This window comes from Burkholderia gladioli, from assembly GCF_000959725.1.
GTDB lineage: Bacteria > Pseudomonadota > Gammaproteobacteria > Burkholderiales > Burkholderiaceae > Burkholderia > Burkholderia gladioli.
On the sequence record NZ_CP009323.1, the window covers coordinates 1,177,265 to 1,194,731 of the forward strand.

19 protein-coding genes are annotated in these 17,467 nt (G+C 71.0%); 4 read left to right on the top strand and 15 right to left on the bottom strand.

The genetic code is table 11. The features are described 5' to 3' along the window. Positions 1–209 precede the first annotated feature (209 nt). Together BM43_RS22170 and BM43_RS39295 are read left to right on the top strand one after the other, a co-directional pair. Positions 210–2,186 carry a gamma-glutamyltransferase family protein gene (locus tag BM43_RS22170; RefSeq protein WP_036049051.1) on the top strand — a complete coding sequence of 659 codons (1,977 nt, stop codon included), beginning with the start codon at positions 210–212 and terminating at the stop codon, positions 2,184–2,186. A gap of 163 nt (positions 2,187–2,349) precedes the next feature. Continuing rightward, complete coding sequence (locus tag BM43_RS39295) at positions 2,350–2,697, top strand: helix-turn-helix domain-containing protein (RefSeq protein WP_036049049.1); 348 nt, start codon at positions 2,350–2,352, stop codon at positions 2,695–2,697. 7 nt (positions 2,698–2,704) lie between these two features. Here the strand turns inward: BM43_RS39295 and BM43_RS22180 are convergent, their stop codons facing one another. The 3 genes from BM43_RS22180 to tauA are packed head-to-tail and all read right to left on the bottom strand — an operon-like array spanning position 2,705 to position 5,542. Beyond that, the gene (locus BM43_RS22180) at positions 2,705–3,694 is read right to left on the bottom strand and encodes an ABC transporter permease subunit (RefSeq protein WP_036049046.1); all 990 of its coding nucleotides are present in this window, start codon (positions 3,692–3,694) and stop codon (positions 2,705–2,707) included. After that, a complete protein-coding gene (locus tag BM43_RS22185) occupies positions 3,691–4,494 on the bottom strand; it encodes a taurine ABC transporter ATP-binding protein (protein ID WP_036049043.1) in 804 nt (267 codons plus the stop codon). Before BM43_RS22185 ends, BM43_RS22180 begins: the two co-directional genes overlap by 4 nt. Before the next feature lie 22 nt (positions 4,495–4,516). After that, on the bottom strand, positions 4,517–5,542 hold the full coding sequence (gene tauA, locus BM43_RS22190) for a taurine ABC transporter substrate-binding protein (protein WP_036049041.1): 1,026 nt from the start codon (positions 5,540–5,542) through the stop codon (positions 4,517–4,519). Here tauA and BM43_RS40720 point away from each other — a divergent pair. Continuing rightward, positions 5,541–5,798: a hypothetical protein gene (locus BM43_RS40720; protein ID WP_144417689.1), complete on the top strand. Its 258-nt coding sequence runs from the start codon at positions 5,541–5,543 to the stop codon at positions 5,796–5,798. The two genes, tauA and BM43_RS40720, sit on opposite strands and share 2 nt — an antisense overlap. A 60-nt stretch (positions 5,799–5,858) precedes the next feature. Here BM43_RS40720 and lipA read toward each other — a convergent pair whose 3' ends face one another. The 3 genes from lipA to BM43_RS22205 form a co-directional block, all read right to left on the bottom strand. Next, the gene (gene lipA, locus BM43_RS22195; protein WP_013699492.1) at positions 5,859–6,851 is read right to left on the bottom strand and encodes a lipoyl synthase; all 993 of its coding nucleotides are present in this window, start codon (positions 6,849–6,851) and stop codon (positions 5,859–5,861) included. Next, complete coding sequence (gene lipB / locus BM43_RS22200) at positions 6,844–7,596, bottom strand: lipoyl(octanoyl) transferase LipB (protein WP_036049039.1); 753 nt, start codon at positions 7,594–7,596, stop codon at positions 6,844–6,846. Before lipB ends, lipA begins: the two co-directional genes overlap by 8 nt. A 64-nt stretch (positions 7,597–7,660) precedes the next feature. Further along, positions 7,661–7,990: a DUF2917 domain-containing protein gene (locus tag BM43_RS22205; RefSeq protein WP_036049037.1), complete on the bottom strand. Its 330-nt coding sequence runs from the start codon at positions 7,988–7,990 to the stop codon at positions 7,661–7,663. A gap of 101 nt (positions 7,991–8,091) precedes the next feature. On the opposite strand from BM43_RS22205, the gene BM43_RS22210 reads away from it, so the two are divergent. Continuing rightward, positions 8,092–9,168: a transcriptional regulator GcvA gene (locus BM43_RS22210; protein WP_036049035.1), complete on the top strand. Its 1,077-nt coding sequence runs from the start codon at positions 8,092–8,094 to the stop codon at positions 9,166–9,168. A 33-nt stretch (positions 9,169–9,201) separates the two neighbouring features. On the opposite strand, the gene BM43_RS22215 is transcribed toward BM43_RS22210, so the two are convergent. The 9 genes from BM43_RS22215 to BM43_RS22255 all read right to left on the bottom strand — a co-directional run bounded on the left by BM43_RS22215 (position 9,202) and on the right by BM43_RS22255 (position 17,442). After that, positions 9,202–9,513 (bottom strand): HP0495 family protein, encoded by a 312-nt coding sequence (locus BM43_RS22215; RefSeq protein ID WP_013699496.1) that lies wholly within the window; start codon positions 9,511–9,513, stop codon positions 9,202–9,204. Between the two features lie 61 nt (positions 9,514–9,574). After that, positions 9,575–10,489 carry a D-amino acid aminotransferase gene (locus BM43_RS22220; protein WP_036049033.1) on the bottom strand — a complete coding sequence of 305 codons (915 nt, stop codon included), beginning with the start codon at positions 10,487–10,489 and terminating at the stop codon, positions 9,575–9,577. Between the two features lie 96 nt (positions 10,490–10,585). Then, entirely contained in the window at positions 10,586–11,890 is a 1,305-nt protein-coding gene (locus BM43_RS22225) for a D-alanyl-D-alanine carboxypeptidase family protein (protein ID WP_036036479.1), read from the bottom strand. A gap of 437 nt (positions 11,891–12,327) precedes the next feature. Continuing rightward, positions 12,328–12,960 carry an alpha/beta hydrolase gene (locus BM43_RS22230; protein WP_013699499.1) on the bottom strand — a complete coding sequence of 211 codons (633 nt, stop codon included), beginning with the start codon at positions 12,958–12,960 and terminating at the stop codon, positions 12,328–12,330. A gap of 37 nt (positions 12,961–12,997) precedes the next feature. Beyond that, entirely contained in the window at positions 12,998–13,318 is a 321-nt protein-coding gene (locus BM43_RS22235) for a (2Fe-2S) ferredoxin domain-containing protein (RefSeq protein ID WP_036049030.1), read from the bottom strand. Between the two features lie 249 nt (positions 13,319–13,567). After that, entirely contained in the window at positions 13,568–14,782 is a 1,215-nt protein-coding gene (locus BM43_RS22240; RefSeq protein WP_036049027.1) for a VanZ family protein, read from the bottom strand. A 40-nt stretch (positions 14,783–14,822) separates the two neighbouring features. Continuing rightward, positions 14,823–15,452: an ABC-type transport auxiliary lipoprotein family protein gene (locus tag BM43_RS22245; RefSeq protein WP_036052971.1), complete on the bottom strand. Its 630-nt coding sequence runs from the start codon at positions 15,450–15,452 to the stop codon at positions 14,823–14,825. 163 nt (positions 15,453–15,615) lie between these two features. Next, positions 15,616–16,563: an MlaD family protein gene (locus BM43_RS22250; protein ID WP_036049024.1), complete on the bottom strand. Its 948-nt coding sequence runs from the start codon at positions 16,561–16,563 to the stop codon at positions 15,616–15,618. 15 nt (positions 16,564–16,578) lie between these two features. After that, positions 16,579–17,442 (bottom strand): ABC transporter ATP-binding protein, encoded by an 864-nt coding sequence (locus tag BM43_RS22255; RefSeq protein ID WP_042287074.1) that lies wholly within the window; start codon positions 17,440–17,442, stop codon positions 16,579–16,581. Between the last annotated feature and the right edge of the window lie 25 nt (positions 17,443–17,467).

Genomic DNA, 17,467 nt, shown 5'->3' on the forward strand with positions numbered 1-17,467 from the left:
ACCCCGCGCGCCTGGCCGACCGAAGCGCCCGGCAGCCACGGCCGCTCGCGCGACCCGAAAAATTGGAGGGATTCGCCGATGACAGCGAGCCGCGCGCGCGGTCACAATAGCCGGCCCGCGCCAGGCCCGACCGGCCGACGCGGGCAACCGCCGCGCGGCAGCCCCGAGACAGCTGCCGCTCCACCCCGCCGCATGCCCCGAGGTACACGATGACCGACCGGCCCAGCCCGCGCCCGTCACCCTCCCGTCGCCAGGCGACGTTCCCCGCCGCGAATCCCGCTCGACGGCTGGCCGCGCTGGCCGCCGCCGGGCTCGGCCTCGCGCTCGCGGCCTGCGGCGGCGCGAACGGGCCAGGCGCGAGCAACGCGGCAGCCGGCGCGGCAGCGGCTTCGGCGTCCTCGTCGGCCACGCTCGGCACCACGGCGGCCAGCGGCGCCGCGCAGCGCCTGCCGCAAACGGCCTTCGGCGGCCGCGTCGCCGAGCCCGCCAGCGGCTGGAGCGACAAGCCGGGCTGGTCCTCGGCGCGCTCGATGATCGTCGCCGCGAACCCGCTCGCCGCGCAGGCCGGCGCCGAGATCCTCAAGGCCGGCGGCAGCGCGGTGGATGCCGCGATCGCCGCGCAGCTGGTGCTGACGCTGACCGAGCCGCAATCCTCGGGCCTCGGCGGCGGCGCGCTGCTGCTCTATGCCGACGACAAGACCACCGATGCCTACGACGGCCTCGAAACCGCGCCGGCCGCCGCCACCGAGCGCCTGTTCCTGGACCGCGACGGCAAGCTGCTCGGCCCCGCGCAGACCGTGGCCGGCGGCCGGCCGGTGGGCGTGCCAGGCACCCTGCGCATGCTCGAGCTGGCGCATCGAGCGCACGGCAAGCTGCCCTGGAAACGCCTGTTCCAGCCCGCCATCAAGCTCGCCGACCAGGGTTTCCCGATCAGCCCGCGGCTGGCCGCGCTGATCGCGGCCGATCCCTACCTGCGCGCCGATCCGGCCGCGCGCGCCTATTTCTACGAGCAGGACGGGCGGCCCAAGACCGCCGGCACGCTGCTGCGCAACCCCGCCTATGCGGCCACGCTGCGCCAGCTCGCGGCCGGCGGCGCGAACCCGTTCTACAGCGGCGCGATCGCCCGCGAGATCGCCGCCAAGGTCGGCCAGTCGGCCAATCCGGGCTTGCTCACGCAGCAGGATCTCGGCCGCTACCGCGCGCTGCCGCGCACGCCGTTCTGCGGCGACTATCGCAAGTGGACCTTGTGCGGAATGCCGCCGCCGGCCTCGGGCGGCCTGGCGATCGCGCAGATGTTCGGCCTGTTCGACGGGCTGCCGGACTGGCAGAAGCTGGGCGGGCAAAAGCTGGTGCGCAACGACGTCGGCGGCCTGGAGCCGACGCCGCAGGCCGCGCATCTGTTCAGCGAGGCGGGCCGGCTGGCCTATGCGGACCGCGCGCGCTACCCGGCCGATCCCGAGCGTGTACCGGCGCCGGCCGGCGACTGGCAACGGCTGGTCGCGCCGACCTACCTGGCGCAGCGCCTGCAACGGATCGGCGACACCAGCCTCGGTCATGCCGAAGCCGGCGTGCCGGCCGACTCGACGCTGGCCACCTCGTTCGGCGACGATCCCGATGCGCTGGCGCCGCCGCCCGCCGCCAGCGAACTGGCGGTGGTCGATCACGACGGCGCGGTGGTGGCGATGGCCTCCAGCCTGGGCGACCCGTTCGGCTCGCGGCTGATGGTGCGCGGCTTCCTGCTCAACGATGCGCTGACGGGCTTCTCGCGCACGCCGCGCGATCACGGTCGGCCGATCGCGAACCGCCTGGACGGCGGCAAGCGGCCGCGTTCCTCGCTCACGCCCGAGATCGCCTTCGAGCGCGGCACGCGGCGCGTGGCGCTGGTGCTCGGCGGCGCCGACGCGATGCCGGTCGCCAAGACGCTGGCCGGCGTCACCGACTGGGGCCTGACGGTGGCGCAGGCGATCGCCCTGCCGAACTTCGGCTCGCGCAACGGGCCGACCGAGCTGGAAGCGGGACGTGTGTCGGATACGCTGGTCGAGGGCTTGAGGCGGCGCGGGCACGAGGTGCGGCTCGTCCCGATCACCTCGGACCTGGTCGGGCTGCAGCGCGTCGCGCTCGACGGGCAGTCGCTGTGGCTGGGTACCGCCGATCCGCGGCGTGAGGGAGCGGCTGCGGGGGATTAGCTTCCGGATGAAATTGGAAATGAGATCTCGAAGTATCCCGGAACGGCTTGAAAGCGCATCTTTGGCATCGTCAAGGATGCCAAAACGCTTGTCGTATCGCATGGCGGATCGCCCACGGTCCTGGTGCAATAGCCGGCATCCAATCCCTTGCATGGAACAGCCGATGCGCTCCGCCAAGAAATCCGCCGAGGAACTGCGCGCCTTGCGCCACGCATTACCGGAACGCATCGAGCGGAATCGACCGGATGTCGGCGAGGCAACGCGATGGATACGCGAGGCGATCGGCGTGAACCAAGCCGAGTTCGCACGTCTGGTCGAGCTCAGCAAGCCGCTGATCGCCCGGATCGAACGCGGCAAGGCCAATCCAACGCTCGACACGCTCAACGCGATCGGCAAGACCTTCAGCCTGCGCATTGCGTTTCAGCCAGGACGAACGAGTCACGGGCAGCAGCGCCCGCCCCGTCCCCGCCGCAAGCTCCCTCCCCTCGTGTTCGACAAGATCACCCAATAGACCCGCCCTAACCCCGCCCCTTCCACGGCACCAAACGCCGCTCCAGCGCGCGCATCGCCAGGTCGAAACCCCAGGCGATCGCGCCGATCAGCACGATCCCCATCACCACCACGTCGGTACGCAGGAAGCTCGAGGCGTTCAGCACCATCTGCCCGAGCCCGGCGGTGGCGGCCACCATCTCGGCGGCCACCAGGGTGGTCCAGCCGAAGCCGATCGCGATCCGCAGCCCGGTCAGGATCTCGGGCAGCGCAGCGGGCAGCACCACATGGCGCACCAACTGCGCCGGGCTGGCGCCGAGCGACCAGGCCGCGGCGATCTGCTCGCCGGTGGCGCTGCGCACGCCGGCGCGCGCGGCCATCGCGATCGGCGCGAAGCAGGCCAGGAAGATCACCACGATCTTGGCAGTCTCGTCGATGCCGAACCAGATCACCACCAGCGGCAGGTAGGCCAGCGGCGGCAGCGGCCGGTAGAACTCCAGCGGCGGATCGAGCAGGCCGCGCGCGACGCGGCTCACGCCCATCAGGATGCCGGCCGGGATGCCGAACAGGGCCGCCAGCGCGAACGCGCCGAACACGCGCAGCGCGCTCCAGCCGAGATGCTCGGCCAGCGGCACGCCGCCCTGGATATTGCCGTGCCAGGCGTCGACGAAGGCGCGCCAGACCGTGGCCGGCGACGGCAGGAACAGCGGCGGCACCCAGCCGAAGTGCGTCGCGGCCCACCAGAGCAGCGCCAGGCCCGCCACCGAGGCCGCGCTCAGCGCGGCGGTCGGCCCCTCGCCGGGGCGCCGCGCGCCGCGATGCGCGGCCCGCCGACGCGAGGCCGCGTGCGGTGCACCCGCGTGCGCGCCATCGCCGGCACCCGCACCGGCCGGCGCACGCGCGCCAGCCGCCGCGAGCGTCGCACGAGACCCGCGCGCGGCTGCCTCGCCGCCCGCGCTCACGATCGTCCCGGTCTGCCAGGTCACCGTGCGTGCGCGAACGTCGTCGGTCGTGCTCATGCGGCCTCCCTGGCGGTATCGGTATCGCGCCCATGCAGGCGGCCGATCAGCCGCTCGCGCCAGGCGATGAACTCGGGCGAGGACTTCACCGCGCGCGCATCGCGCGTGCGCACGTACTGCCGCGCGAAGGGCAGTTCATGCGATTCGGCGATGCGCCCCGGCCCCGGCGTCATCACCACCACCCGCGTGCCGAGGAACAGCGCCTCCTCGACGTCGTGCGTGATGAAGAACACGGTCTTGCCGGTGCGGGCCCACAGATCGAGCACCAGCTCCTGCATGGTCTCGCGCGTCATCGCGTCGAGCGCGCCCATCGGCTCGTCCATCAGCAGCACGCGCGGATCGCCCGCCAGCGCCCGCGCGATGCCCACTCGCTGCTGCATGCCGCCCGACAGCTCGTAGACGCGCGCATGCGCGTATCGCTCGAGCCCGACCAGGGCCAGCATCCGGCGCGCGCGCGCCTCGCGCTCGGCCTTCGCGACGCGCTGGAAGCGCAGCCCCAGCGCCACGTTGCCGAGCACGTCGAGCCAGGGCAGCAGCGCGTATTTCTGGAACACCACGCCGCGATCGGCGCCGGGGCCGGTGACGGGCTCGCCGTCGAGCAGCACCTCGCCGGCGCTGGGTTCGACGAAGCCGGCGATGCAGTTCAGCAGGCTGGTCTTGCCGCAGCCCGAGGCGCCGACCGCGACCACGAATTCGCCGGCCCCGATCGACAGGTCGACCTCGTCGAGCGCGCGCGTGCCTTCACGCCCGCGCTCTCCCGGATAGGCGACCGACAGCCGCCGGATATCGAGCGTGCTCATGCTGATGCCTCCCGGCCGTCGCTCAATGCGCGGCGGCCTTCACGAATTGCGGATCGACGCCGACCGAGTAGTCGGGCAGCACCGTCTGGATGGTGCCCTGCGCCTTCAGGAAGGCCGCGGTGGCCGCCAGCGACTTCGCGGCGCCCGATTGCGCGCCGCCGCCCAGCCAGGTGGCCGAAGCCTGCTCGGCCGGCGAGGGGAAGGCATAGAGCGCGAGGCTGGCCGGCACCTCGTCGGGATTCGCTCCGGACTCCTTGGCAACCGCCGCGGCCTGCGCCGAACCCTTGCCCCAGGCGGCGGGATGCGCGCGGTAGTCGGCATCGGCCGCCGCCAGCACCTTGACGAAGCGCCTCAGGAACTCGGGGTTGTCGCGCGCGAAGGCGCGGGTCGCCACGAAGCCGTCGAAGGTGGCCTTGCCGCTGGCCTTGGCGACCTGGCCCGAGGTGATCAGCACCTTGCCGTTCTGCTTGACCTTGGCGAGTACCGGGTCCCAGATGTAGGTCGCGTCGATGTCGCCGCGCGCCCAGGCCGCCGCCACCTCGGGCGGCCGCAGGTTGACGATCTTCACCTGGTTCGGATCGACGCCGGCCTGCTGCAGCGCGACCAGCGCGTGGAAGTGCGAGGTCGAGACGAAGGGCACGCCGAGCTTGTGGCCCTTGAGGCCCGCCACGCTGGTCACGCCCGAGCCGTCGCGGGCCACCAGCGCCTCGGCGTCGTTGATGTTGTCGAGAATCCAGAACAGCGAGAGATCGACACCCTGCGAGAGGCCCGCGGCAACCGGCGCCGAGCCGGCCTCGCCGACCTGCACCGAGCCCGAGGCCAGCGCGCGGATCACGTCGGCGCCGCTGCCGAGCTTGCGGAACGTCACCTTGTAGCCGGTCGCCTTCTCCACCTCGCCGGTGGCCTGCGCGTAGCGCCAGGGCACCACCATGTCCTGGTAGGCGATCACCACCTCCTTGTCGGCGGCGCGCGCGGGCGCGGCGGCAAGGCTAAGCGTGGCGACGGCGCCGGCCAGCGCGGCGGTCAGGACGGAACGGAAACGCGGCATGAATCACCTCTACGAGTCGGATGCGGTGGCACGAAAACGCCCGACTATAGAGATTGCGCGGCGGCGCCGTTCCAATCATTTCTGCGATGCAATTGACGCTGCTGGCGCTATGCTTTTCGCGTTCGACCGGATACGGCCGACGATCGGGCGCGCCGCGCGGCGCGAGCGCGAAGGCCGCCGGCGCAGGCGGGCGGCCGCAGCCCGCGACAGGCCGCGCCGCCAACAAAAAACCCGCCTCGCGGCGGGTTTTTCATGACGGCCGCCGAAGCGGCCTGGCAGGCAGGGCTGGAGGCAGCCGAACCCGGAAGCAGCCGGCTCAGACCACGCCGGCGCCGTGCGCCTGCAGGTCGGCGTGATAGCTCGAACGCACCATCGCGCCCACCGCCGCATGCGTGAAGCCCATCTTGTAGGCCTCTTCCTCGTACATCTTGAAGACGTCGGGATGCACGTACTCGCGCACCGGCAGGTGATGCTCGGAAGGCTGCAGGTACTGGCCGATGGTCAGCATGTCGACGTCGTGCTCGCGCAGGTCGCGCATCACCTGCAGGATTTCCTCGGGCGTCTCGCCCAGGCCGACCATCAGGCCCGACTTGGTGGCGACGTCCGGATGCAGCGCCTTGAAGTCCTTCAGCAGCTTCAGCGAATGCGCGTAGTCCGAGCCCGGGCGCGCTTCCTTGTAGAGGCGCGGCACGGTTTCGAGGTTGTGGTTCATGACGTCGGGCGGCGCGGCATTGAGGATGCCCAGCGCGCGGTCCAGGCGGCCGCGGAAGTCCGGCGTGAGGATCTCGATGCGCGTTTCCGGCGAATGCTCGCGCACATGGCGGATGCACTCGACGAAGTGGCCGGCACCGCCGTCGCGCAGGTCGTCGCGGTCGACGCTGGTGATCACCACGTACTTCAGGCGCAGCGCGCCGATCGTCTTGGCCAGGTTGACCGGTTCGTCAGGATCGAGCGGATCGGGGCGGCCGTGGCCGACGTCGCAGAACGGGCAGCGCCGCGTGCACTTGTCGCCCATGATCATGAAGGTCGCCGTGCCCTTGCCGAAACACTCGCCGATGTTCGGGCAGCTCGCTTCCTCGCACACCGTGTGCAGGTTGTGCTCGCGCAGGATGGTCTTGATCTCGTTGAAGCGCGAGCTGCCGGTGGCCGCCTTCACGCGGATCCACTCGGGCTTCTTGAGCTTCTCGATCGGCACGATCTTGATCGGGATGCGCGCCGTCTTGGCCTGGGCCTTCTGCTTCGCGCTCGGATCGTAGACGGCGGGTTCGGCCGCGGCGGCCGATGCGGGGGTTGCGGTTACGTCAGTCATTCGTGTGTTCCAGTGCCTGCGGCAATGCGGCGACGGTGGCGCCGTCGAGGTTGGCGGTCAGACGGCGCACGAGCGTGTCGGCCACGTCGCGCCAGTCGGCGAGCACGCCCACGCTCGCCATGTCGACCGTCTCGAGTCCCGCGTAGCCGCACGGATTGATCGCGAGAAACGGGCCGAGGTCCATCCGGACGTTCAGGCTCAACCCGTGATAGCTGCATCCGTTGCGTATCTTCAGGCCGAGGGCGGCGATCTTCGCGCCCGCATGCGGCCCTGATTCCACATAGATGCCGGGCGCGCCCGCCTTGCGGACCGACGCGAGATTATACGCCGCGAGGGTGTCGATCACGGCCTGCTCGATCCGCTCGACCATGCCGCGCACCGTCAGCTTGCGGCGGCGCAGCTCGACCAGCAGGTAGGCGACGATCTGGCCCGGGCCGTGATAGGTGATCTGCCCACCCCGGTCCACCTTGACCAGCGGCACGCCGCTGTCGGCCACCAGCAGGTGCGCCGGGTCGCCGGCCAGGCCGAGCGTGTAGACGGGGGGATGTTCGACCAGCCAGATCTCGTCGGCCGTCTCGGGCGTGCGTGAATCGGTGAAGGCGCGCATCGCCTCGAAGGTCGGCTCGTAGGGCGCCGAGCCGAGCCAGCGCACCACGAACGGCGCCGCGGCAGCCGCCTCGGGGGCGGCCGTCGCGGCGGGATCGGTGGAAATCGGGGACAAGTCGATGGGGGCCGGCGCTGACATGGACGCTAGTTTACCGAAAACCGGCACGCGCCGCCGGGCGGGCGCGTGTCGGCGGGACCATCGCTCAGACCGTGCGCCAGCCGTCGTGCAGGCGCGCCGAGAGCCAGTTGCCCAGGCGCGTGAGCGCCGTGTGGGCGATCTCGCCGGGCGCCGGCGCACCGACGCTGAACGACACGCGGGCCGCCTCCGGCCCTTCCACGGCCAGCCACAGCCGCTCGCCGCGGCGCAACCGCAGGTTCGCGCCCGGCGCCAGGAAGTAGTCGTCGACATCCTCGCTGCGCGTGGCCCATACCGTCGCGCCCTGGATGCTGAGCCGCGTGCTGTGCACGACCTTCATCGGCACGGTTTCGCCGGGTTGGATCTCGAAGGTGACGCTTGACGATATTTCTCTCATGATGCGCTCCGGAAACAGCGGGGGAATGGCTACAATCGTAGGCACATCAAGGGTTTACGTAAAACGATACGTTTTCACGTTCTTGTGAGAAAAATTAGCAAGTGGACCTGCGCAAACTCCCCCCGCTGAATGCCCTGCGCGCCTTCGAGGCCGCCGCCCGCCACGAGAGCTTCTCGCGCGCGGCCGACGAGCTGTTCGTCACCCACGGCGCGATCAGCCACCAGGTACGCGCGCTCGAGGAGGAGCTCGGGGTGCCGCTGTTCGTGCGGCGCGGCAAGCGCCTGTCGCTGACCGAATCGGGCGAGCGCTACGCGCGCCAGGTGCGCGCCGCGCTGACCATCCTGCTCGACGCCACCCAGGACGTGCGCGCCGCCGACCGCGGCAACCGCCTGGTGGTGTCCTCGCTGCAGTCCTTCGCGGCGCGCTGGATCACGCCGCGCATCGGCTCCTTCATCGACCGCCATCCCGACATCGACCTCGAACTGCAGTCCACCAACTCGCTGACCGATTTCTCGCGCGACGACGTCGACATCGCGATCCGCTTCGGCAACGGCCACTACCCGGGCCTGCACGTGGAGAAGCTGTTCGACGAGATGTTCTTCCCGGCCTGCGCGCCGAGCCTGAACGGCGGCGTGCTGCCCAGGGAGCCGGCCGACCTGGCCCGCTACCCGCTGCTGCGCTCCGACGACGAGCTCTGGCGCCCCTGGTTCGACGCGGCGGGCCTGGAAACGCTCAGCGAACCCAAGCGCGGCCTGCTGTTCCAGGATTCCTCGCAACTGGTGCAGGCCGCCATCGACGGCCAGGGCATCGCCCTGGTGCGCCGCTCGCTGGCCGCGGCCGAACTCGACGCGGGGCGCATCGTGCGCCTGTTCGACATCGACGGGCCGAGCCCCTGGCACTGCTATTTCGTCTGCCTGCCCTCGCGGCTGGCCGCGCCGCGCGTGCAGGCCTTCCGCACCTGGCTGCTGGCGGAACTGGCGCATTTCGAACGGGAATGGCTGCGCATCGATGCCGAGCGCCTGGCCCGGCGGGCCGCGCGAAACGGGGAGGGGGAAACGATCGGGGGAAAGCCGCCGGGCGGGATGCCGGCGCAGGCAGGCCTCGCGGGAGCCGGCACGGCCGACGCGCCCGGGCTGCCCGGCGCGGCCATGGCGGCCGCGCCGAAGCGGGAGGAATGAGGCCGGCCAGGCCGGCCCGCGGCGCGCTCGCGCCTAGAGGACGACCTTCACCATCGGATGGCCGGTCAGCGAGCGATAGATATCGTCGAGCTGCTGCTGGCTGGTGGCGCGCACGGTGATGGTCAGGCCCGTGTAGTTGCCGCCGCTGGAGGAGCGCTCCTCGATCTTCTCGAGGTCGATCTCGTTGTCGTGCACGGCCACCACCTTGAAGATGGTGTCCTTGAACTCGGGATGCGCCTTCCCCATGATCTTGATCGGGAAGTCGCAGGGGAATTCGAGCAGCGTCTCCTTCCTGGTATCGATCGCGCCAGTCAGTTCGACTGTCTTGGACGGGTCGGTGGTCATAAGCTTCTCCAGAAGGAATCGATGAAAAGCCAGTGGGTGCCGCCAGGCCCCACCGGCAGGCTCAGGCCGCCGCCAGCTCGCTCGCCTTGGCGCGCTGGTAGGCCTCGTAGAGCGCGATGTAGACCGGGCCGGGGCGTCCATCCTGCACCGGCAACTGGTCGAGCGAGGTGACCGGCAGCACTTCCTTGGTCGCCGAGCTGAGCAGGATCTCGTCGGCCGCGCGCAGCTCGGCCTCGTTGATCTCGCGCGCCACGAAGGGGATCCCGCAGGCCTCGGCCAGTTCCTCGAGCAGCGCGTAGCGGATCCCCTCGAGGATCTTGTTGCTGCGCGGCGGCGCGAGCAGCTCGCCGTTCTTCACCACCCAGACGTTCGAGGAGGAACCCTCGGTGAGGTTGCCGTCGCGCAGTTGGATGGTCTCGAAGGCTTCGCGCTCGGCCGCATGCTGGGCCATCAGCACGTTGCCCAGCAGCGAGGTGGACTTGATGTCGGCATGCAGCCAGCGGCGATCCTCGGCCGTCACGCAGCGCACGCCGGTGGTGCGCATCTCGTTGCCGGGCAGCTCCATCGGGCTGACCATCATGAACACGGTGGGCGTGACCTCGGCCGGAAACGCGTGGCCGCGCCTGGCGACGCCGCGCGTGATCTGCAGGTAGGCCTTGGCATGCCGGCCGTCGCCGAGCCCGGCCGCGTTCGCTTCCAGCAGCTCGTCGAGCAGCGCTCGCCAGCCGGCATCGTCGCGCGGGTTGGGGATGCCCAGCTTCTTCAGGCTGCGGTCCAGCCGCGCCAGGTGCTGCGGTAGCCGGAACGGCTTGCGCCCGCCGCCTTCCACCGCGTACAGCGGCACCACCTCGTAGACGCCGTCGCCGAAGATGAAACCGCGATCGAGCACCGGCACGCGCGCCTCGGACAGCGGCACCCGTTGCTCCTGCGAGGACACGCTCAGATAGACGACCGGATCGAAATCTGCTTGGCTCATGGCGATCAAGGAGGAAAAGATGAAGGCGCGGGACAGCGCCCGCGCCGACAGCTTACCGCTTGCGGCGCGCCGGCGTCGTGCCGGGCACGTCGAAGCTTACTTCTTGCTGAACATCAGCAGGATCGAATCCCAGATCCGGCCGAGCAGGCCCGCTTCCGGCACCGCCTGCAGCGCCACCACCGGGAATTGCGCAACGGTCTTGCCGTCGGCCACGAACTGCACCGTGCCGACCTGCTGGCCTTCGGCCAGCGGCGCGATCAGCGGCGTGTTCAGCGTGACCTGCGGCTTGAGCTTGTCGCCCACGCCCTTGGGCAGTGTGACGAACTGGTCCTTCTGCACGCCGACCTGCACGGAATTGGCCCGACCCTTGTAGACGCGCGGCGTCTCGACGGCCTGGCCGCCCTTGTAGAGGCGCACCGCATCGAAGGCGCTGTAGCCGTAGTTCAGCATCTTCATGCTGTCCTGCACGCGGTCGCTTTCCTTGGTCTCGCCCATCATCACCGAGACCAGGCGGCGCGTGCCGCCGTCGGCGCCCGGCAGCGGACGCTTGGCCGAGGCGATCAGGCAGTAGCCGGCGGCCTGGGTGTGGCCGGTCTTCAGGCCGTCGACGGTCGGGTCGATCCACAGCAGCCGGTTGCGGTTCGGCTGGCGGATGTTGTTGTAGCTGAATTCCTTGACCGAGAAGATGTTGTAGTAGTCGGGGAAGTCGCGGATCAGGCGCGCCGACAGCTTGGCCAGGTCGCCCGCCGTGGTGTAGTGCTGCGGGTCGGGCATGCCGTTCACGTCGGCGAAGTGGGTGCCCGACATGCCGAGCTTCTGCGCCTCGGCGTTCATCATGTTGACGAACTGCGATTCGCTGCCGCCCACCAGCTCGGCCAGCGCGATCGCCGCGTCGTTGCCCGACTGGATGATCATGCCGTACACCAGGTCGTGCACCGAGACCGGCTTGTTGGCCTCGATGAACATGCGCGACTCGTCGGTGCCGACGCGGCGCACCGCCTCGCTCGGCGTGACGATCTGCTCCATCGAGATCTTCTTGGTGGAGAGCGCCTCGAACACCAGGTAGGCCGTCATCAGCTTGGTCAGCGAGGCCGGCTCGACGCGCTCGTCCGCGTTGCCGGAAGCCAGCACCTGGTTGCTGCTCGCGTCGACCAGCACCCAGGAGCGCGCGTTGACGCCCGGCGGCGGCACCGCGCCCGGCATGTAGGTGGCCGGCGCGCCGGTCGGCGCCGCGGCCGCGGCGGCAGCCGCTGCCGCCTTCTTGGCGGGCTTGGCCTGCGCGACGGCAACCGTCGTCACGAGCGCGGCGGGCACCACCACGCCGAGCGCGACGTTGCGCGCGACGGTGGCGAAGGCGGTGGAGGAAGCGAGAGACTTGAGGCCTACGGAGGACAAACGCATGATCGATTCAGGCTGATGGCAGAAAGTGCTGCGCACGGGGCGCAAGATCGGGGAACCGGGACGGCGAGCGGTCCGGCCGCGGCACCTGGGCGGAGCCTGGCGCGACGCGCGGAGTTGGACAGGCGGCGGCGGCATCGGTTCGCGGCACGCGGAAAACGCGCGGATTCACGAGCCGCCGCCGGCGTCGAAGCTGCCGTGCGTAGCGGGCAAACCCGGCCATTATACGGGCGCCGGCCGGGCTCCAAGCCACGGCGGCGGTTTCTGTCGCGTGCGGCGGACAGATGGTAGACGCACGGCGCGCGCCGCCGTCGCCCGCAATCGATCCGCAAGTCCGGCGTCAGGCACGCGCAAAGGGAAGCACGGCGGGAGCGCGACGAGATGACGGCAGGGGCCCCGCCGCAGCGCGACCGGATCGCGGCCCGGCCGACGCGCCCGGCTCAGCGCCAGGCGTCGACGATCACGCGCTTGAGGATATGCAGCTTGCGGTGGAAGAAATGCTCGGCGCCCGGGATCACGATCACCGGCAGCTCCTGCGGCCGCGCCCAGTCGTAGACCGAGCCGATCGGCACGGTATCGTCGGTTTCGCCGTGGATCACGATGGTGTCCTCGGGCACCTCGGCCACCGCCCAGCGGCTCGCCGCGGTGCCGACGAACACCATCCGCTCGATCGCCTCGCCGCGCTCGCGCATCTGCTTGCCGACCTGCGAGAGCACGAAGGTGCCGAACGAGAAACCCGCCAGCACCAGCGGCAGCTCGGCCTGGCCGGGCTGGGCGCGCATGTGGGCCAGCACCGCCAGCAGGTCGTCGGTCTCGCCGTGGCCGTTGTCGTGCGTGCCCTCGGTGGCGCCGACGCCGCGGAAGTTCGAGCGCGTGACGATGTAGCCGAGCTGGGTGAAGATGCGCGCCAGCGTCTGCGCGACCTTGTTGTCCATGGTGCCGCCGAACAGCGGATGCGGATGCGCGACCAGCGCGATGCCACGCGTGGCGGTGCCGTCGGGCGGCAGGTCGACGGCGATCTCGATGCGGCCGACCGGGCCGTCGATCAGGGACTTCTGCGTTTGGGCGTTCATGCGGCTTGCGGTTTCCTTCGTTTGGCGCGCGGCGCGCTCAGATCTTCAGGCGCTCGACCACCCGGCCGTCGCGCAGGTGCGATTCGACGATCTCGTCGATGTCCTGCTTGTCGACATAGGTGTACCAGGTGCCTTCCGGGTAGACCACCATCACCGGGCCTTCCTCGCAGCGGTCCAGGCAGCCCGCCTTGTTGATGCGGACCTTGCCGGCGCCCGCCAGGCCCAGCTCCTTGACGCGCTTCTTGGCGTATTCCTGCATCGATTGCGCATCGCAATTGGCGCAGCTCGGGCGATCCGCGCCCGGGTCGCGCTGGTTCAGACAGAAGAACACGTGATGCTGGTAGTAGCTGCCGTTCATGATGTGGGGACCGCCTGCGTGCGCCTGGTCTGTGCCGCGCGCCGCCAGCTGGATTGGGGAGGATGTCGGGAGGTCCGATTATAGCGAGCGAGCGCGCGGCCCGCTGGCCTGCCGCGCGGGGCTTGCGGCGCGTGGTTCGGCGCGCCGGGGCGGCTCGGCGCGTTCACGACCGCCGGCGTGACGCGACCAATGCCTCACGTCCCGGCATCACGCTCCGGCCCGCCTGGCAAGGCTGGCGATCAGCCGGTCTCAGCGGCGCCGGTCGTCGTGCCGGTCGTGCCGGTCGCGCGCGGCGGCGCCCGCGCGATGCCTGGCGCGCCGCCCGAGCCAGCCATGCTCGGCATGCCAGGCGAGCCAGACCAGGGCCGCGTAGGGCCAGCTCCAGGCCAGCCAGCGCGCGATGCCGTTGAAATGCAGGTAGCGCCCCTGGCTCCAGCCCGACAGCGCGTAGTCGAAGAACGGATTGACCGGCAGCAGGTTGACCAGCGCCAGCGAGACGGCCAGCGCCAGCGCCGCCGCGGTGGCGCGCCATACCGCGCGCAGCCGCAGCGCGACCAGCGCGGCGGCCAGGCCCAGCGCGACGCCCGCGCAGGCGCCCGGGGTCGCCCAGTCGAACGACAGGCCGCTGCGCAGTTGCAGGAAGGTGGCGCCGGCCTTCAGCAGCAGCGCGACCACCACGAAGGCGATCGCCAGCCGCGCGCGCGGCGCCTGCGCGCGCATCGTCAGCGAGGCCAGCGCGAGCGCCGCGAACAGGCCCAGCCCCGCCAGCAGCGCCTCCCAGGCGGGATCGGAGAGATGCGCGTCGAGCGCGTCGGGCCAGGCGTCGATGCGCCAGCCGGCCGGCATCCAGGCCAGCAGCGCGTCCTGCATCGAGGTATCGGCGCGGTCCCACAGCTCGCTCGGCCAGCGGCCGATGCCGAACAGGAAGGGCGAGGGAAACAGCACCGCGAACGGCCAGAGCGCCGAGAGCAGCAGCGGCGTGGCGGCCTCGCGATCGAACCAGGCGTCGCGCAGCCGCCGCAGCGCGCCGCGCTCGATCAGCGCGGGCGCGAGCGGCGCGGCCAGCAGGCCGCCCAGGAAGGCGCCGAAGGCATTCGCGCCGAGGTCGAGATTGGAGGCCACGCGCGTCGGCAGGTAGGTCTGCAGCGCCTCCATGGCGCCCGACAGCAGCGTGCCGGCCAGCGTGGCGACCAGCACCGCGGCCGCGCCCTTCACGCGCGGATGCAGCGCGCCCACCGCGCACAGCCCGAGCGGCAGGTAGCCGAGCACGTTGGTGACGACGTCGAACATCGTCCAGTAGCGCGGCATCGGCGCGAACAGGTAGTCGAAGGGGCCGACGCCGAGCGAGCGCCATCCGAGGAAGGGATACAGCGAGGCGTAGACGATCAGCGCCGCGTACGCGCCGAAAAGCCGCCGCGCCAGCAGCGACGGTCCGCGCGGCGGCGGCGGCGCCTCCGGGTTCATCTGGGCGGCTCCGTGCCCGGCCCGCCCGGCACCGCGCCGCTCATTGCGCCGCGGTGTTCTGCACCGCGAGCCAGGCGACGATCTGCGCCACCAGCTCGTTGCTCGCGGCGGCCAGCGCGCTCGCGCCGCCGGCCGCGTCGGCGGTGCTGGCCGGCGCGCGCGCCACGAAGCTGCGCTGGCCGAGCACCGTGCCCTCGCGCGTGAGCGTGGCACGCACCGCCACCTCGCCGTGGCTCTGCGCCTGGCCGTCGAACACCTGCTCGAAGGTGTTGAGCTCGACATGCAGCACGCTCGCGCGCACCGCGTCGCCGCCTTCCAGCACCGTGCCGCGCGCCGAGAGCGCCGCGCGCAGGCGCTGCGTCAGCAGTTGCGCGGGCGGCGCGGTCCAGCGGCTATCGCGATAGGTGGCGATGCGCTGCGCGTCGGCATAGGCGAGCCGGTAGGCGAACTTGTCGGTATCGAAGGCATCGGGCGCGCGCACGTCGAGCACCTTGATCACCGAGCCCGAAGCCGGCGCGAGCGCCAGCGACGAGGTATCGAGCGGCCCGAGGTCGTAGCGGATGTTCGACATCCGGGCCGCGTCGCCCGCGCAGCCGGCGAGCAGCGTGAACAGCAGCATCGCGCCCAGCGCGGCGGCCCGGCGGGCGGAGAGGGAGGACAAGCGTGACATCGCGGATTCCTGCATGGTCGTGAACTCGTTGGCGGTGGCCGCGGCCCGGGGGCCGACCGGCATCGGGTCGATCGCCGGCCCGCGCCGCGGGGCACGGGCCGGCCGGTATCTGTCAGTTATCAGTCAATCGGGCGCGAGCGGCAGGCACCTTGCCCGCCCGCGCTCAGCGCGACCCCGCCCGCGGCCAGGCGAAACCCGATTCGCCCGGGCCCGGCAGGCCGGCGCTGGTGCCGAACAGCAGGCTGCGCGGGTTGCGGCTGATCTCGCCGGCCACGTCGCGCACGGTCCGCGAGGTATCGCCGAGGTTCGAGCTCAGCGAATTGATCCGCGGCAGCGTCTCGTAGCGTACGCTCGCGTTCAGCTCGGAGAGCGTCTGATCCATCTGCGTGAGCGCAGTTCCCGCCTGTTCGGCGGCCTTGCCGGCGCGGTCCAGGTTGGCGGCGAGCGGCCCGTGCGGCGCCAGCATCGCGTCGGCCGAGGCCAGCGCCTGGTTCACGCGGCGGGTGGTTTCGGGCAGTTGCGCGGTGACCGGCTCGAGCGACCTGGTGAGCGTGCTCACGCCGTCGGCGGCCTGCTGCACGCTGGCCGCGGTGGCCCTCAACTGCTCGCGCATCTCGGGCGAGAGCATCGCGTTGACGCTGGAAGCCGCCACTTCCATCTGCTTGAGCAGCACGTCGCCGCGCTGCTGGAGCTGGTCGAACAGGCTCGGGTGCAGCGGGATCTGCGCCACCTCCTTCATCGAGGTGGGCAGCGGCGAGGGATCGCGGCCGGTATCGTCGAGCTGCACGAAGGCGATCCCGGTCACGCCCTGGAAGCCCAGGCTGCCGTAGGTCGAGCGCGTGATCGGCGCATCCTTGTCGACCAGGATGCGGATCGAGATCTCGCCCGGGTGGGCGCGGTCGAAGTGGATGGTGGCGACCTTGCCGACGTCCAGGCCGCGATAGCGCACCGCCGCGTCGGGGAACAGGCCCGTCACGTTGGTGCGCGCCACCAGGTCGTAAGGGATCCGTACCGTGCGATCGACGTTGAACCAGAACACCGCCGCGATGATCGCGAGCAGCAGGCCGATGGCGAACAGCCCCGCCCAGAACGCATGTGACTTGTTTTCCATTCGCGATTCCTTGCTTTACAGCTCGACGCTGGACAGCGCCGGCTCGAGTGCCGCCTTCGGCAATTTCGCGCGCCGCTCGGGCGGCAGCGCCTGCAGCGCGCGGCGCCCGCGCAGGCCGAGGAAGTATTCCTTGATGAAGGGATGGTCGACGCTGGCCGCCTCCTCGACGGGCGCGGCCACCAGCACCTTGCGATCGGCGATCACCGCCACCCGCGTGGAGAGCGCCACCATGGTGTCGAGATCGTGGGTGATCATCACCACCGTCAGGCCCAGGGTGCGATGCAGGGTGGCGATCAGGTCGACGAATTCGTCCGAGGCGCGCGGGTCGAGCCCGGCGGTGGGCTCGTCGAGGAACAGCAGCTCGGGCTCCAGCGCGATCGCGCGGGCGATGCCGACCCGCTTGACCATCCCGCCGGACAGCGCCGAGGGCATCTTCGAGGCGTGCTTGCAGGGCAGCCCGACCATCTCCAGCTTGAGCATCACGATCTCGTGCAGCAGGTCCTCGGGCACACGCCCGAGCTCGCGCAGCGGCTGGGCGATGTTGTCGAACACGGTCAGCGAGGAGAACAGCGCGCCATGCTGGAACAGCATGCCGGAGCGGCTGCGCATCACGCGCGCCGAATCGTCGTCGAGGGTGGCGAGATCCTCGCCGAACACGCGCACGGTGCCCGAGCTGGGCTGCTCCAGGCCCAGGATCTGGCGCACCAGGGTGGTCTTGCCCGAGCCCGAGCCGCCCACGATCGAGATGATCTCGCCCTGGCGCACGTCGAAGTCGAGATGCTCGTGGATCACGTTGCGCCCGTAGCGCTTGGTCATGTCGCGCACTTCGATCACGTAGCCGGCCGGGTTCGCCTCGCCCCCGGCGCCGGCCGCGCGCATCGCGGCGGCGGCAGTGCCACCGCCC

Bases quoted from the DNA above. Each gene is read 5' to 3' on its own strand.
- BM43_RS22170 (WP_036049051.1), top strand. From the start codon at position 210: ATGACCGACCGGCCCAGCCCGCGCCCGTCACCCTCCCGTCGCCAGGCG.
- BM43_RS39295 (WP_036049049.1), top strand. From the start codon at position 2,350: ATGCGCTCCGCCAAGAAATCCGCCGAGGAACTGCGCGCCTTGCGCCAC.
- BM43_RS22180 (WP_036049046.1), bottom strand. From the start codon at position 3,694: ATGAGCACGACCGACGACGTTCGCGCACGCACGGTGACCTGGCAGACC.
- BM43_RS22185 (WP_036049043.1), bottom strand. From the start codon at position 4,494: ATGAGCACGCTCGATATCCGGCGGCTGTCGGTCGCCTATCCGGGAGAG.
- BM43_RS40720 (WP_144417689.1), top strand. From the start codon at position 5,541: ATGAATCACCTCTACGAGTCGGATGCGGTGGCACGAAAACGCCCGACT.
- tauA (WP_036049041.1), bottom strand. From the start codon at position 5,542: ATGCCGCGTTTCCGTTCCGTCCTGACCGCCGCGCTGGCCGGCGCCGTC.
- lipA (WP_013699492.1), bottom strand. From the start codon at position 6,851: ATGACTGACGTAACCGCAACCCCCGCATCGGCCGCCGCGGCCGAACCC.
- lipB (WP_036049039.1), bottom strand. From the start codon at position 7,596: ATGTCAGCGCCGGCCCCCATCGACTTGTCCCCGATTTCCACCGATCCC.
- BM43_RS22205 (WP_036049037.1), bottom strand. From the start codon at position 7,990: ATGAGAGAAATATCGTCAAGCGTCACCTTCGAGATCCAACCCGGCGAA.
- BM43_RS22215 (WP_013699496.1), bottom strand. From the start codon at position 9,513: ATGACCACCGACCCGTCCAAGACAGTCGAACTGACTGGCGCGATCGAT.
- BM43_RS22220 (WP_036049033.1), bottom strand. From the start codon at position 10,489: ATGAGCCAAGCAGATTTCGATCCGGTCGTCTATCTGAGCGTGTCCTCG.
- BM43_RS22225 (WP_036036479.1), bottom strand. From the start codon at position 11,890: ATGCGTTTGTCCTCCGTAGGCCTCAAGTCTCTCGCTTCCTCCACCGCC.
- BM43_RS22230 (WP_013699499.1), bottom strand. From the start codon at position 12,960: ATGAACGCCCAAACGCAGAAGTCCCTGATCGACGGCCCGGTCGGCCGC.
- BM43_RS22235 (WP_036049030.1), bottom strand. From the start codon at position 13,318: ATGAACGGCAGCTACTACCAGCATCACGTGTTCTTCTGTCTGAACCAG.
- BM43_RS22240 (WP_036049027.1), bottom strand. From the start codon at position 14,782: ATGAACCCGGAGGCGCCGCCGCCGCCGCGCGGACCGTCGCTGCTGGCG.
- BM43_RS22245 (WP_036052971.1), bottom strand. From the start codon at position 15,452: ATGTCACGCTTGTCCTCCCTCTCCGCCCGCCGGGCCGCCGCGCTGGGC.
- BM43_RS22250 (WP_036049024.1), bottom strand. From the start codon at position 16,563: ATGGAAAACAAGTCACATGCGTTCTGGGCGGGGCTGTTCGCCATCGGC.
- BM43_RS22255 (WP_042287074.1), bottom strand. From the start codon at position 17,442: ATGCGCGCGGCCGGCGCCGGGGGCGAGGCGAACCCGGCCGGCTACGTG.